Origin of the sequence: Leadbetterella byssophila DSM 17132 (assembly GCF_000166395.1) — a bacterium.
Taxonomy (GTDB): Bacteria; Bacteroidota; Bacteroidia; order Cytophagales; family Spirosomataceae; genus Leadbetterella; species Leadbetterella byssophila.
This window is the reverse complement of sequence record NC_014655.1, coordinates 1,858,701-1,872,894: the sequence shown is the minus strand read 5'-3', so window position 1 is coordinate 1,872,894 and position 14,194 is coordinate 1,858,701. Positions and strand designations below refer to the sequence as shown.

Below are 14,194 nucleotides of genomic sequence, written 5' to 3'. Positions count from 1 at the left end.
AGGCTGGAATTTCTTCCAGCCTTTCTTTTTATTATTTGAAAGTGTAGAACTTCCAGTTCGGTTTGTAGTCTGCAGGCAGTGATTTTCCTAGTAGTGATGCTCTGATCATTTCCATAGGCATGTGGTTCAATTTGATCACTTTGTCATGGAACTCAGCATGCGTCATCTTTCCAGAATTCACAAACTCATTCTTGATACTGAATAGTTGTAATCCACCTACAAGGTAAGCCAACTGATATAGCGGAGGGTAACTTCCCTCAAAAGAGCGCTTCACTTCAGCGTGAGCATTTGAATATTCGTGACCTACACGGTTAACCAGATAATCCACGCATTGTTGAGGTGTCCATTCTCCTAAATGATATTTCAAAGAGAAAGTGATCCTAGCACAACGGTGCATTCTCCAGAATAGCATACCTATTCTCTCTTCAGGCGTTTTTGCGAAGCCTTTTTCATATAGAAGAAGTTCCCAATAAAGCGTCCAACCCTCTGTGGAGAATGGAGTAGAGAAAGCTTCTCTTCTATATGCACGATAGCGGCTGTTCATGAAATATTGTAGGTGGTGACCCGGAACAAGTTCATGTTGAACCGTACCTCTTGAGAAGTAAGGGTTATTTCCACGCATACTCATCATTTTATGGTCATGCTCCATGGTATTCGTTGGATAAGAGATGATAATATCTCTACCACCCAAGAAGAATGGACTTACCAACTGGCGCTCGGGGCTCATCATCTGCATTCCCCAAGTTTCGTGAGAAAGTGCAGGTGCATCTATCAATTTGTGTTTATTGATGAATTCCTGAGCATCATTATAAAGTTTGATGATCAATTCCGGTTGCTCCCCTGCAGGTACATAAGAGTTTTTCACTTTCTCTTGTGCAGCCTTCCAGTCGTCACCAAATCCCATCTCTCTAGAAGCTTTCAATAGTTCCGCTTCACACCAGGCAAATTCCTGATCAGCCAAACGGATCAATTCTTCCGGAGTGTAGGAGATCATTTCTAGGTTCAATTGACGCTGAAGTTCTTCCCTTCCTACAGGCAGACCTCCAATACCACTTCCATCGTTCATAGGCTTAGCGTCGCTCTTTGAACGAATTAGTTTTTCATAAGCGGTCAATTGCTCGTCTAACTTCTTATATGTAGTAGGTACCCACCATGTAAATAAGGGGTCGTAACCATTATAGAAGTCATAAACGTTTTTTAGGCGAGCTTTTAGAGATGCAACCATATCAGCAGTATAGTTAGCTTTGGTCTCCTGGATCTTTCCTCCTTTTTCTACGGTACTTTTGATGGCCTCCAAATCTTTAGAAGCTTGGTTAAAGGCAGTAGCCACTTCTTTGCCGTCTACTGTACCTCCTCTTCTGCGGATCTTCTCGTATTTGTAGATGGTTTCAGCAAATGGAAGATACGATTCGATCTCTTTGTAAAGAGCAGCTTCTTTTTGGAGTACATTTTGATTCTCTTCTATTTTTCTTTTCAATAGAATGTAGTCAACTTGTCCGTCCACACTGATCTTTGGCACATTCACTTTTTCCAATTTCTGGAGATACTCTTTATTAAGAGCCATCATCCTTTCTCTTTGGTCAGGAGAATTTGCTACTGTACGAAATCCGCCCACCGTAACCCCATAAAAGGTGTTTACTGCGCGGGAGTCTTGGGTGTACTGCACCACCAGACCGGAGGTTTCACTGGCTTGCTCGTACATGGAAGCTTTGTCCTGTGCGAACGCGCTCGGGATAAGCGACACGGCGAGAAGTACCGTAAGGAGATTTTTTTTCATCGTTTTTATAAAGGTTAGTTAAATCTTTCTGGGTCATATTGACGGATGTCAGTCGCCGTTTTCGTTCCAGTCAAGAGATCACAAACGCTTTTACCTACTGCTGGACCTAAACTTAATCCCATCATACCTAATCCTCCGGCAATAATTAGGTTTTCCTGGGTTTTGGCTTTCCCTAAGTAAGGTAATCCGTCAGGTGAACATGGTCTGAAACCGTGCCATACGGTACTTTCATCCGGTACCGGTAGGGTATATTCCGGATAGTATTGTGGGATAGACCGGACTATACCTTCCAGTCTTTTTCGGTTGATTTTATGGTTTACAGCGGCTAACTCCATGGTTCCTCCAATCCGCACTTGTCCGTTCATTGGAGTCACTGCTACTTTAGCTTCAAGAAGCAGGGATGGGCGCTGTAATTTTCCTTCAAAAGCGGAAGTCATAAAAGAGTAGCCTTTTCCGGGAAGTAAAGGTACTTTGATTCCTGCTTTTTTTGAAATCTCTTGAAGCCAGGCACCTGGAGCAAATACGAATTGATCTGCAGAGAATTTTTTTCCGCTTGCGGTTTCCACTGCACTTACTTTTCTGCCAGACTTAACCAAGTCTACAATCTCCTCATTGGCATAGAATTTTACTCCCCAATCCTTCAGTTGTTTCATCAATGATGAAAGTAGGGCAGGAGGATAAAGGTGACCGTCACATTTGTAATGTACTGCGCCTAAAACATCCAGCTTAACGTCCGGTTCTAATGCCTGTAGCTTTTTGAGGTCCAAGATATCCACATCTAAACCTAATTCCTGAGCTTTATGGGCAAGGTGTATTTCTTCTTCTTGAGTTTTTTCTGATTTGTACATCATCAGGATACCCTTATGTTCTAAGCCAAAGCTTTGGCCTAATTCCTGAAAAAGGGAATCGTATAAATCTGAGCTATACAAATGTAGATCTCTCAAATACGGGGCAGAGGAATTTACGTGCTCATCTGTAGCATGTTTCATAAACTTCAATCCCCATGAGATCAAAGATCCGTTTAAGCTTGGCTTGACGTAAAAAGGACTGCGGCTGTTGAACATCCATTTGATACCCTGAGAAATCATACCAGGGGCAGCCATAGGAGTAAAATGGCTAGGGACAAGCATTCCCGCGTTACCGTAGGAACAATTGTCCGAAAAATCTCCTTTGTCTAAGATAGAAACATCCCATCCTGACTTCTTTAAATAATAAGCAGAGGATAGTCCTACAATTCCACCTCCAACGATCACTACACTACCGTTCATATCTTATAGTACTTGGAACCCGTGAGCGTACGGGTCTTTGTCATCAATAAATATTGTATTATAACCGTAAACTATGGCCCAGCCTTCTATGCTTGGGGTAATAGCCGGTTTGCCATTTCCAAATGGATCTGTATGTTCAGCTTCTATTCTACCAGTAAATTTTGAACCTATGATACTTTCATGAATGAAGGCATCTCCGGCTTTCAGTTTACCTTTGGCATGCCACTGCGCCATACGTGCAGAAGTTCCTGTTCCGCAAGGGGAACGGTCTATAGCTTTGTCACCATAGAACACGGCATTTCTTGCAGTAGAACTAGGATCTAAAACCTCCCCGGTCCATTGGATATGACTACATCCGTGAATGTTAGCATCTTCCGGGTGGACGAAGGTATATAAATCATTGATTCTGGAACGAATGACACGGCTCCATGAGATCAGTTGGTCAGCAGAATACTCCTGTAATCCTTTGAAGTTCTTTTGAGGATCAACAATAGCATAGAAATTGCCGCCGTAAGCTACGTCAAAAGTTAACTCTCCTAAGTCAGGGCATTCTACCGTCAGATTCTCTGCTGCCAGGAATGATTTTACGTTAGTAAGCTTAACAGATTTTACTTTATCTCCTTCTTGCACGTAGTCGATAAGCACTAAACCTGCAGGAGCTTCCAAGCGTAGTTTTCCGGGAACCTTTGGTTTGATTAATCCTTCTTCAATGGCAATGGTCACGGTACCAATAGTACCGTGACCACACATAGGAAGACAACCACTCGTTTCTATATAAAGTACTGCGACATCATTTGCTGGATCCACCGGAGGGTAGAGAATACTTCCACTCATCATGTCATGGCCGCGAGGTTCAAACATGAGGCCTTTGCGAATCCAATCGTATTCTTTCAAAAAATGGAGCCTGCGCTCCATCATACTATTTCCTTCCAGGAAAGGTCCTCCTCCGGATACTACACGTACAGGGTTTCCACAGGTATGCGCATCTATACAAGAAAAGGTTCTTTTCATAAGGCTTCTTGGGTTATTTTTCCATCCACTAAACGGTAAAGTCCTAGTGGATTTGCGTTTTTAAGTTCTGCCGGAAGATAAGCATCCGGAACATTTTGATAACTCACCGGACGGGCAAATCTACGGATAGAGTCTGGTCCCACTGACGTGAAGCGAGAGTCAGTACATGCAGGGAATGGTCCTCCATGATGCATAGAACTTACTACTTCTACTCCAGTAGGGAATCCGTTAAATAAGATTCTACCACATTTATCGGTGATGTATAGGATTAAATCTTCGTATTGAGCAATTTCAGCTTCTTCGCCAAGCACGGTGCAGGTTAATTGACCATGAATCTTCTGCGCTATTTCCTCCAATTGTTTAGGGTTAGAATAGGCAACTACTAATCCAAATGGGCCAAATACCTCTTCTTGAAGGGCTTGGTTCGCTAAGAAGGTTTCTGCTGTGGTAAAGGCTAAAGCAGCAGCTCCCACACCTTTTTCTGTACTAGACGCAGAGTGAAGGATTTCTACGTTTTCCTGAGCAGTTAAGGTATTCATGTTTTGTACATAGGACGCCGCAATTCCTTCATGAAGCATTTTGCATGGAGCCACTTGTGCTGCCGCCTCTACTAATGCTTTTTGGAAGTCTTGTTGTCCTGCAGGAACTACCAGAATTCCCGGATTAGTACAGAATTGACCTACACCTAAAGTCAGGGAAGCGATGTATTGCTGAGCCACTTCCACTGGAGAATTCTTCATCTTTTCAGGAAGTACAAAGACAGGGTTAACGCTACCCATTTCAGAGAATACCGGGATAGGTTCAGGTCTTTGGTTAGCAATATCAAATAGAGCTTTTCCTCCTGCATAGGAACCGGTAAATCCTACGGCTTTCACGAGAGGGTGTTTCACTAACTCTTGAGAAGCTTGTCTGTTGGTGGGGAAAACTTGGGCAAAGGTACCTGCATGGTATCCAGCTTTCTGGATGGCACGGGTAATGGCATCTCCCATGATTTGGGCAGTCTTCTTATGCGCATCATGGCCTTTTACGATAACAGAACATCCCGCTGCAATAGCTGAGGCGGTATCTCCACCTGCTGTAGAAAAGGCAAACGGGAAATTGCTTGCCCCGAAAACCACTACGGGGCCTAAGCCCACGTAGGTTTTCCGAATGTCTGGACGAGCGGGAGTCCGCTCAGGAAGTGCTGTGTCAATCCGCACATCTAAAACTGTTCCTGCTGCCAGGGCCGCTCCATAACTTCTCCATTGGAAGATGGTACGACCTTTCTCTCCTGTCAATCTTGCCACCGGCAGGTGGGTTTCTTCGTGAGCTGTTTGAATTAGTTCCTCACCTAGTGCTTCGATTTCGTCAGCGATCAGGTTCATCAACTCTGCTCTTTGCTTGAAAGTAGTCTTACGCAAAGACAGGTAGGCTTCATGCGCCTGAGTGACGAGCTGATTAATTTCTTCCCTCATTATTATAAGTTTTTGTAATCTGGTAAAGTAGGGCGAGTAGCTCTCGCGTCTTCAATAATCTTTAAAATTCTCTCTCTCTCTTCTCCTACTAAGGTCAATCTTGGAGCTCTAACGTACTCGTTGCTTAATCCTTCAGCCGTAGCAGCTAATTTGATGTATTGAACCAGTTTTGGATGGATATCCAATTCCAATAATGGCATAAACCAACGGTAGATCTTTAAGGCTTCCTCTAATCTACCCACTTGAGCTAATTTATAAATTGCTACGGTTTCAGCAGGGAAAGCGTCCACTAATCCGGCTACTGATCCTACTGCACCTACTAATTGAGTTTCAAGAGAGATAGTGTCCACACCACCTAAGATCTTGAAACGATCTCCGAAGCGGTTGATCATACGCGTTACGTTTGTCAAGTCACGAGTAGATTCCTTAACCGCTTGAATAGTAGGATATTTTTCTAACTCAGCAAACATATCTAAGGTAACCTTAATACCGTAGTCTACCGGGTTGTTATAGATCAAGATAGGAAGATCTGTGGCACTTGCAACAGTTGTAAAATACGCTACTACCTCTTCATCAGCAGCTTTGTAACGCATAGGAGGAAGTAACATCAGTCCTGTAGCTCCTAGTTCTTTAGCTTTTACGGCTATCTCAACAGCTACTTTAGTAGCTTGCTCTGCAATGTTCAGGATTACAGGGAATCCCTCAGGTACAGTACTTAAAGCTGCTTTAAGTAAGTCAAATTTTTCTTCAGCTGTTAAAGTACTAGCCTCACCCAAGGTACCAGCTAGAATAACGCCTGATACTCCGGCTTCGATTTGAACCTTAAGGTTCTTCTTAAACATATCAAAATCGATCTCCTCGTTTTGAGTGAATGGAGTCAAAAGAGCAGGATAAACCCCGTGCCAAAGTACTGAATTACTCATTAATTTCTAGTTTATAAATTCAAAAAAAAGTCTTAAAAATTGGAATCTCAAAATTAGGAGTACAAACAGTTCAAACTGCACCGTAAATTAATCAAAACCACACATATTTTATCACATAGATTTAGTAGGATAAAATCTGCATGCTTTAGGACAAAAAAAAGCCAGGTGCTAAAGACCTGGCTACATATCAAGATAGTAAATGAACCGTGAGGTTATCATCTATTTTTTCTACTTTGGCTAATCCATTTCGGGTCAGTTCTTTTATGGCGCTGTCCCACTTCTTATTACTTAACCCTGCTTGATTTTTTAATTCTTCTAAAGGCATAGAAACGGACGCTTGAAGTAAATCCAGAACCCCTTTCCCTTCTTCACTGAGCGGTGGCAATTTCTTCTCCGGACGCATCTGCGGGAAGAAGAGTACCTCTTGAATGCTAGCATTGTTTGTCAAAAGCATGGTCAAGCGATCTATTCCGATACCTATACCTGCTGTAGGTGGCATTCCGTATTCTAAAGCTCTGATGAAGTCTTCATCTAGTGCCATGGCTTCTTCATCTCCACGCTCAGCCAGACGTAATTGTTCTTCGAAACGTTCTCTTTGATCTAGAGGATCATTTAATTCAGAATAGGCGTTAGCAATTTCTTTACCATTTACAAATAATTCGAAACGCTCTACTAGCCCCGGTTTAGATCTGTGCTTCTTCGTAAGAGGTGACATCTCTACAGGGTAGTCAATGATAAAGGTAGGTTGGATCAAGTGTTCTTCCACTTTTTCACCAAAGATCTCATCGATCAGTTTGGCTTTACCCATAGTGTCATCGATCTCAATACCCCATTCCTTACACTTCAATCGGAGTTCTTCTTCTGAAGCAGTATCAACATTAACTCCTGTATATTTTTCTATGGCTTCAATGATGGACAATTTCGCATAAGGACCTTGGAAGTCGATTACATTTTCACCAAAAGTGAATTTCGTATCTTCATTTACGGCTAGAGCTACTTTTTCCAGAAGTTCTTCTGTGAACTCCATCATCCAATGATAATCTTTATAAGCTACATAGAATTCTAATGCCGTAAACTCAGGATTATGCGTACGGTCCATGCCCTCATTGCGGAACATTTTCCCAAACTCATAAACTCCATCAAATCCACCTACAATAAGGCGTTTCAAATAGAGTTCATTAGCTATTCTTAAGTACAATGGAATATCCAATGTATTGTGATGGGTCACGAAAGGTCTGGCGGCCGCACCTCCATGGATGGATTGCAGAATGGGAGTTTCTACTTCTAACCAACCCTTATTGTCGAATATCTGACGCATGGTACGGATGATCGTAGCCCTTTTGATAAAGATCTCTCTGTTTTCCGGATTAACGATCAAGTCAACGTAACGCTGACGGAACCTTTGTTCAGGATCGGTGAATCCGTCATATACATTACCCTGTTCGTCGCGCTTAACTACAGGAAGTGGCTTTAAGCTTTTCGAAAGTAGTTTGAAAGAACGTACGTGAATGGAGATCTCGCCGGTTTGAGTCTCAAAACAATATCCATTGATTCCAATGATGTCACCTATATCCAGTAACTTCTTGAAGACCGTATTATACAAAGTCTTGTCCTCATCCGGGCAGATATCATCTCTTCTGATATAGATCTGAATTCTACCGGTTTCATCTTGAAGTTCTGCAAAGGAGGCCGAACCCATAATACGGAAACTCATCAGTCTCCCGGCTACACTTACATCCTTAAAATCAAATTTATTGTGCTTCCAGTGCATCAGAATATCTCTGATGTTGGTATTCGTGGTATATCCTTCTGCGGGGTAGGGATCTATGCCCATAGCCATCAGCTCCTCACGCTTTTGTCTTCTTAATACTTCCTGTTCGCTCAAATGCATCCGTAAATATTCATTTTCGCTGCAAAATTAGTGGAATTTACTGGTTAAAGCTCAGATTTCTACGTGAAAATTGATAGATATATATGGAAAAGGTCAATCTCTTCCGATATTTGAATTCGTAAAAACCCGTTATAGGATGAAATTTAAAGGATTGCTGAGTCTCACTTTCCTCTTTTTACACAGTTCATTTAAGTCATCTGAGCCAGCTCCTATTCCTAAGAGAGAATTCCGAGGTGTTTGGATAGCATCCGTAGCTAATATCGACTGGCCTTCACAAAAGGGTTTGAGTTCTTCCAGACAACAAGAAGAGATCAAAAATATCCTGGATAATCATCAAAAATTAGGTATCAATGCCGTTTTTGTGCAAGTGAGAGCAGCTTCTGATGCCTTTTACGCTATCAGTCCTGAACCCTGGTCTGAATGGTTAACCGGGACACAAGGAAAAGCGCCCTCGCCTTACTATGATCCTCTGAATTTCATGATAGAACATGCGCATGAAAGGAATATGGAGTTTCATGCCTGGCTTAATCTCAATAGGGGTACACATTCTTCTGCAAAGTCAATAGCATCAGATCATATCACAAAGACGCGCCCGGAATGGTTCCTACATTATAGCGGCTATAAAGTGTATAACTTCGGACTTCCCGAAGTGAGAAAGTACATAGTGGATGTGGTGGTGAACTTGGTGAAGAATTACGATGTGGACGGAATTCATTTTGATGACTATTTTTATCCATACCCTAGTCCTGGACATAAGATAAATGATGTATATACGTATAAAAAGTACGGGTATGCCTTTACTCGAATCGAAGACTGGAGGAGGGATAATGTGAACCGACTGATACGCGATATTTCTGAAGCGATCAAGAAAGAGAAGCCACAGGTCAAGTTTGGGATCAGTCCTTTTGCTGTTTGGAGAAGCAAAGACAGAGATCCCGAAGGATCCAGAACAAGCGGAGCTTTAAGTTCCTATGATGATCTCTATGCGGATTCCAGGTTGTGGGCAAGGGAAGGATGGGTAGATTATACCTTACCTCAAGTGTATTTTTCTTTCTCGCACAAAACAGTGCCTTACCTTCCTATGGTAGAATGGTGGGTTAAAAACAAAGGGAAAGGGCATTTATATGTAGGAATTGGTAGTTACAGAATAGGTGAGAACCAAAAGGACTGGGCTGGTGCCGGGCAGGTGATGCAGCAAGTCAGAAAGAATACAGCGCTAGAAGGAGTTAGCGGTTCTGTATTTTATAGTTCCAAATCCTTGATGCCTACCTCCCATAGATTGAATGATTCGCTCAAGAGATATTACAGATACCCTGCACTCCCACCTGTGATGGATTGGAAGCCGGCAGATCCCCTTCCCAGACCAGAGATTTCAGAACTTACAAGAACGGGTAGCGGAACGGTAAAAATATCCTGGAAGATTCCCGTGGAATATGAAGAATATGTAAGGAGTTTTGTTATCTACCGGTACAAACGAGGAGATAAGAGGACCTTAGATGATCCAAGAAATATTTTGGCCGTGGTTAGGAATAAGCAAGAGAAAGTCTATTGGGACGAGCAGGCAGATAGTGAGCAGGCTTACGAGTACGCTATAACGGCTCTGGGTAGGCTTTGGAACGAAGGCAGGCCAAGTAAACTGCATAAATTGTTATAAACATGGTCAAGTATAAGGTATATCCTACTTTATTAGATGAATTCCAGCGTTTTCAGAAGGGGATCATTACCCTGGAGAACATGTTGAACAGAATTAATAGAGTAAGGGACTTCAGTGATGATCAGTTGGCAAAAATGAACAAAGGCACCCGATTTGAAAAGGTGGTTTTAGGAGAGCCTAATGAAGAGTTTGATCCCCAGGCTATCCAAGAAGTTCAGTCCTTATTACCGGCTCAATTTCAAGCTCAATACCTAGTTAAAAGTACCATAGGAGAGGTGCAGTTGTACGGATTTGCAGATGTAGTAGGGGAGAGGAGGGTAATAGATATAAAGACCACACAAGTTTTCTCAGAGGAAAGGTATAAAGAAGGGTTCCAAAACCTTTATCTATACATGTTAAGGGATCTAGGGTGCGAAACCATGGAATATGTGGTATATGATTTTCATGAGGTAAGGCATTTGGTTTACCGTATGGAAGATCTGGATTTAGATAGGTACTTTCAGGGAATAAAAGACTTCACTCGGTTTTTAGAGGAGCATAGATCTGATATTACGGATCATAGAATATTCCTTACTCCTGCAAATACAGGACTGAATTTATTTGATTAATATCCAAAAAAATACTATATTTATATTTATTTTTGCTCTTTGCATGCCCTTTATAGGGAGAATTTAAATCAAGTACATTAGATGAAAGAATATGGCAGTAATGTTCAGAAACTGGTTGAACATATTGTGACCATACCGGATAAGGAAACGAGAACCAAGCACGCCCATATTTTGGTAGAATTAATGCGCCAGATACATCCTCAGATGAGAGATGGTGCAGATTATAGCAAGAAACTGTGGGATGACTTATATATCATGGCTAATTTTGACCTTGATGTAGATAGTCCATTCCCTGCTCCTCCTAAAGAGATTTTGGGTAAGAAACCTAAGCAAATCCCTTATACTCAAAGTAAGTTAAAGCATAAATTTTACGGAAGAAATCTGGAACTATTGGTTTTAAAAGCCATGATGGCGGAAACCTTTGAGGAGAGAAAGGCTTTTGTGTCTTACCTGGTGAAATTGATGAAGTCGTTCTATTTGAGCTGGAACAGAGACTCCGTAGAGACGAATGTATGTATGAACCAAATCTTAGAGCTTTCGGGCGGAAAACTTAAGCCAGAGATTGATGATTTGTTGGCAAACGGAATGGTAGATGAGGCCAATCCAAAAGACGGTCCTGTGTCATTCAAACAAAGAACGAATTTCAACAATCGTCACCGAAACAACAACAACAATAGAAACGGTTCTCAGCACAATAAGAACGGACAAAATAACAACAAGAACAGATACAATAATAACCGCAGAAGACCGCAGTGATATGGGTTCATTTAAGATAACGGGAGGAAAGAAATTAAAAGGGGAGATCATCCCTCAAGGGGCGAAGAATGAGGCATTACAGATCTTATGTGCTGTTTTGTTGACGAAGGAACCTGTTACTATTCATAACATTCCAGACATTAGAGATGTCAATAAGCTGATAGATCTATTGGAAAGCATGGGGGTGAAAACGCGTAAGTTAGGTCCTGGCTCTGTAGAGTTTACAGCTGCAGATGTGGATTTCTCTTATTTTGAGTCCGAACAATACAAAGACAAAGCTGCCCAACTTAGAGGATCAGTGATGCTCCTTGGTCCTATGTTAGGTAGATTTGGAAAGGGTAGAGCACCGAAACCCGGTGGAGATAAGATAGGTAGAAGACCCTTAGATGCCCATTTTGTAGGGTTTCAAAAACTAGGAGCTACATTTAGTTATGACTCAGATGATGCCTTCTATCATGTAGACGGTGATAAGATGAGGGGCTCATACATTTGGATGGAAGAAATCTCCGTAACAGGAACCGCCAATGTCATCATGGCAGCTGTAGTAACTCCGGGAACTACGACGATCTATAATGCAGCTTGTGAACCTTATCTACAGCAATTATGTAAGATGCTGAACAGAATGGGCGCAAAGATCACCGGAGTGGGATCAAACTTGCTGACCATTGAAGGCGTACATGAATTAAGCGGCTGTGAGCACACTATGCTTCCTGATATGATTGAGATAGGAAGTTTCATAGGCTTAGCAGCCATGACAGAATCTGAGATAACCATAAAGAATTGCAGAATTCCTGAATTAGGGATTATTCCTGATGTCTTTAAGAAATTAGGTATCCAAATGGAATTCAGAGGAGATGATATCTATGTACCTGCTCAAAAGCACTATCAGATCAACCGACTCATAGACGGCTCTATTCTCACCGTGTATGATGCTCCATGGCCTGGATTTACACCGGACTTGATTTCTATAGTTCTAGTTACAGCTATCCAAGCGAAAGGAACTGTTCTAATTCACCAAAAGATGTTTGAATCACGCTTGTTCTTTACGGATAAGTTGATTGACATGGGTGCTCAGATCATACTTTGTGATCCGCATAGAGCTACGGTGATAGGAATTAACCGTGAATATAATTTAAGGGGTATACGTATGACCTCTCCGGATATTCGTGCCGGTGTAGCTCTTTTAATAGCTGCATTATCTGCTGACGGCACCAGTATAATTGACAATATCGACCAAATAGACCGAGGCTATCAGAACATCGACGGACGTCTGAATGCCTTAGGTGCAGAAATAGTTAGAATTTGACCTTAACCTAAAAGTAAAATGCTCTCAAGACGTAAATTTTTGGCTTCCACAGCCTTGACTTCAGCCACTATTGCGGCCACTTCAGCTCGTAGTTACTCCAATATTTTGGGTGCTAACGGGAAAGTGAACATAGCTCATATTGGTATTGGAAACCGTGGGGAACAGATCATCAATGATTTTGATAAAACTGGTCTTGTGAATGTAGTGGCCCTGTGTGATGTAGATATGGGAGCTCCGCATACACAGAAAATCATGAACAAGTTTCCAAAGGCTAAGAGATTCCAGGATTTTCGTCAACTCTTAGATAAAGCTGGAAAGGAATTTGACGCCGTGACTGTTGCTACACCTGACTTTTCGCATTTTCCCATTGTCATGGCATGTATGCAAGCCGGGAAACACGTGTATGTAGAAAAGCCTATGTCACGTACCTTTCTCGAAGCTGAGCTCATGATGCAGATGGCTAGAAAGAATCCTCATCTTGTAACGCAAGTGGGTAACCAAGGCCACTCAGAAGGGAATTATTTCCAGTTCAAAACCTGGTTTGAAGCAGGAATAATCAAAGATGTCACTGCTGTCACGGCACACATGAACATGGGGCGCCGTTGGCATAAGTTGGATCCTAAAATGAAGACCTGGCCGGCTCCGCAACCTGTCCCTTCCACCCTTGATTGGGATACTTGGCACACTACAGCTATGCCTAAGCCTTATAACGACCTATACCACAATGGAGAATGGAGATGCTGGTTTGATTATGGTATGGGAGCCCTTGGCGACTGGGGAGCGCACCTAATTGATACCGTACATGAATTCCTAGATCTAGGACTTCCGTATGAGATTAATCCATTATATCTAGAAGATCACAATGACTTCTTCTTCCCAATGTCCTCTACCCTATTGTTTAAATTTGGTGCTAGAAAGGGAATGCCACCGGTAGATATCACCTGGTACGATGGTTTGAAGAACCTTCCACCGCTTCCAAAAGGATTCGGAGGTGCAGTAGGCGCTGCTGATGTGCCTGCCACTAATCAGGGTCAGGTTCAGACCACTCTAAGTCCGGGTAAGATTATTTATACTAAGGATCTAATCTTCAAAGGCGGTAGTCACGGATCTACCTTGAGCATTATCCCTGAAGAAGTGGCGAAAGAAATGGCTCCTAAATTGCCGGAAGTGCCAAAGAGTCCATCTAATCACTTCGCGAACTTTATCCTAGCCATTCAAGGGAAAGAAAAGACAAGAAGTCCATTCGAAATCAATGGCGTGCTTTCTCAAGTGTTTAGCTTAGGGGTATTAGCACAGAAATTAAATACCCCATTGTATTTTGATGCGGTGACGAAGACGATCACAAATAACAAGTTTGCTAACGCTTACCTTACTGGGGCACCTCCTAGAAAAGAATGGGAACAATACTATAAAGTATAAAGAGAAGGAGCCGTCTAAAAAGGTAGATGAGTGGTCTGAGAATTGAATATTTAGACACCCTGCCTGCAGGGGGGTACGAATAAAAATAACAAAAAACATGAGAGGCTGACCTTTTTGGACAGCCTCT

Annotated in this window: 11 protein-coding genes; 5 read left to right on the top strand and 6 right to left on the bottom strand. The window is 42.2% G+C overall.

Features of this window, described 5'->3' with window-relative positions; genetic code table 11:
• Positions 1 to 31: 31 nt before the first annotated feature.
• The 6 genes from LBYS_RS08845 to lysS form a co-directional block, all read right to left on the bottom strand.
• Complete coding sequence (locus LBYS_RS08845; RefSeq protein ID WP_013408534.1) at positions 32 to 1,777, bottom strand: DUF885 family protein; 1,746 nt, start codon at positions 1,775 to 1,777, stop codon at positions 32 to 34.
• Between the two features lie 14 nt (positions 1,778 to 1,791).
• On the bottom strand, positions 1,792 to 3,045 hold the full coding sequence (locus LBYS_RS08840) for an NAD(P)/FAD-dependent oxidoreductase (RefSeq protein ID WP_013408533.1): 1,254 nt from the start codon (positions 3,043 to 3,045) through the stop codon (positions 1,792 to 1,794).
• Between the two features lie 3 nt (positions 3,046 to 3,048).
• On the bottom strand, positions 3,049 to 4,056 hold the full coding sequence (locus LBYS_RS08835; RefSeq protein ID WP_013408532.1) for a 4-hydroxyproline epimerase: 1,008 nt from the start codon (positions 4,054 to 4,056) through the stop codon (positions 3,049 to 3,051).
• On the bottom strand, positions 4,053 to 5,510 hold the full coding sequence (locus LBYS_RS08830; RefSeq protein WP_013408531.1) for an aldehyde dehydrogenase (NADP(+)): 1,458 nt from the start codon (positions 5,508 to 5,510) through the stop codon (positions 4,053 to 4,055). Before LBYS_RS08830 ends, LBYS_RS08835 begins: the two co-directional genes overlap by 4 nt.
• 2 nt (positions 5,511 to 5,512) lie before the next feature.
• The gene (locus LBYS_RS08825; RefSeq protein ID WP_013408530.1) at positions 5,513 to 6,433 is read right to left on the bottom strand and encodes a dihydrodipicolinate synthase family protein; all 921 of its coding nucleotides are present in this window, start codon (positions 6,431 to 6,433) and stop codon (positions 5,513 to 5,515) included.
• Positions 6,434 to 6,620: 187 nt separating this feature from the next.
• Entirely contained in the window at positions 6,621 to 8,324 is a 1,704-nt protein-coding gene (lysS, locus tag LBYS_RS08820; protein ID WP_013408529.1) for a lysine--tRNA ligase, read from the bottom strand.
• A gap of 136 nt (positions 8,325 to 8,460) precedes the next feature.
• On the opposite strand from lysS, the gene LBYS_RS08815 reads away from it, so the two are divergent.
• The 5 genes from LBYS_RS08815 to LBYS_RS08795 all read left to right on the top strand — a co-directional run bounded on the left by LBYS_RS08815 (position 8,461) and on the right by LBYS_RS08795 (position 14,067).
• Entirely contained in the window at positions 8,461 to 9,978 is a 1,518-nt protein-coding gene (locus LBYS_RS08815) for a glycoside hydrolase family 10-like protein (protein ID WP_013408528.1), read from the top strand.
• Between the two features lie 2 nt (positions 9,979 to 9,980).
• Entirely contained in the window at positions 9,981 to 10,586 is a 606-nt protein-coding gene (locus LBYS_RS08810) for a hypothetical protein (RefSeq protein ID WP_013408527.1), read from the top strand.
• Between the two features lie 81 nt (positions 10,587 to 10,667).
• Positions 10,668 to 11,342 carry a DUF4290 domain-containing protein gene (locus tag LBYS_RS08805; protein ID WP_013408526.1) on the top strand — a complete coding sequence of 225 codons (675 nt, stop codon included), beginning with the start codon at positions 10,668 to 10,670 and terminating at the stop codon, positions 11,340 to 11,342.
• Position 11,343: 1 nt separating this feature from the next.
• Positions 11,344 to 12,648 (top strand): UDP-N-acetylglucosamine 1-carboxyvinyltransferase, encoded by a 1,305-nt coding sequence (gene murA / locus LBYS_RS08800; protein ID WP_013408525.1) that lies wholly within the window; start codon positions 11,344 to 11,346, stop codon positions 12,646 to 12,648.
• A gap of 18 nt (positions 12,649 to 12,666) precedes the next feature.
• Positions 12,667 to 14,067 (top strand): Gfo/Idh/MocA family oxidoreductase, encoded by a 1,401-nt coding sequence (locus tag LBYS_RS08795; protein ID WP_013408524.1) that lies wholly within the window; start codon positions 12,667 to 12,669, stop codon positions 14,065 to 14,067.
• Positions 14,068 to 14,194: the final 127 nt, after the last annotated feature.

Coding starts and splice junctions, on each gene's coding strand:
- LBYS_RS08845 (WP_013408534.1), bottom strand. CDS start 1,777: ATGAAAAAAAATCTCCTTACGGTACTTCTCGCCGTGTCGCTTATCCCG.
- LBYS_RS08840 (WP_013408533.1), bottom strand. CDS start 3,045: ATGAACGGTAGTGTAGTGATCGTTGGAGGTGGAATTGTAGGACTATCC.
- LBYS_RS08835 (WP_013408532.1), bottom strand. CDS start 4,056: ATGAAAAGAACCTTTTCTTGTATAGATGCGCATACCTGTGGAAACCCT.
- LBYS_RS08830 (WP_013408531.1), bottom strand. CDS start 5,510: ATGAGGGAAGAAATTAATCAGCTCGTCACTCAGGCGCATGAAGCCTAC.
- LBYS_RS08825 (WP_013408530.1), bottom strand. CDS start 6,433: ATGAGTAATTCAGTACTTTGGCACGGGGTTTATCCTGCTCTTTTGACT.
- lysS (WP_013408529.1), bottom strand. CDS start 8,324: ATGCATTTGAGCGAACAGGAAGTATTAAGAAGACAAAAGCGTGAGGAG.
- LBYS_RS08815 (WP_013408528.1), top strand. CDS start 8,461: ATGAAATTTAAAGGATTGCTGAGTCTCACTTTCCTCTTTTTACACAGT.
- LBYS_RS08810 (WP_013408527.1), top strand. CDS start 9,981: ATGGTCAAGTATAAGGTATATCCTACTTTATTAGATGAATTCCAGCGT.
- LBYS_RS08805 (WP_013408526.1), top strand. CDS start 10,668: ATGAAAGAATATGGCAGTAATGTTCAGAAACTGGTTGAACATATTGTG.
- murA (WP_013408525.1), top strand. CDS start 11,344: ATGGGTTCATTTAAGATAACGGGAGGAAAGAAATTAAAAGGGGAGATC.
- LBYS_RS08795 (WP_013408524.1), top strand. CDS start 12,667: ATGCTCTCAAGACGTAAATTTTTGGCTTCCACAGCCTTGACTTCAGCC.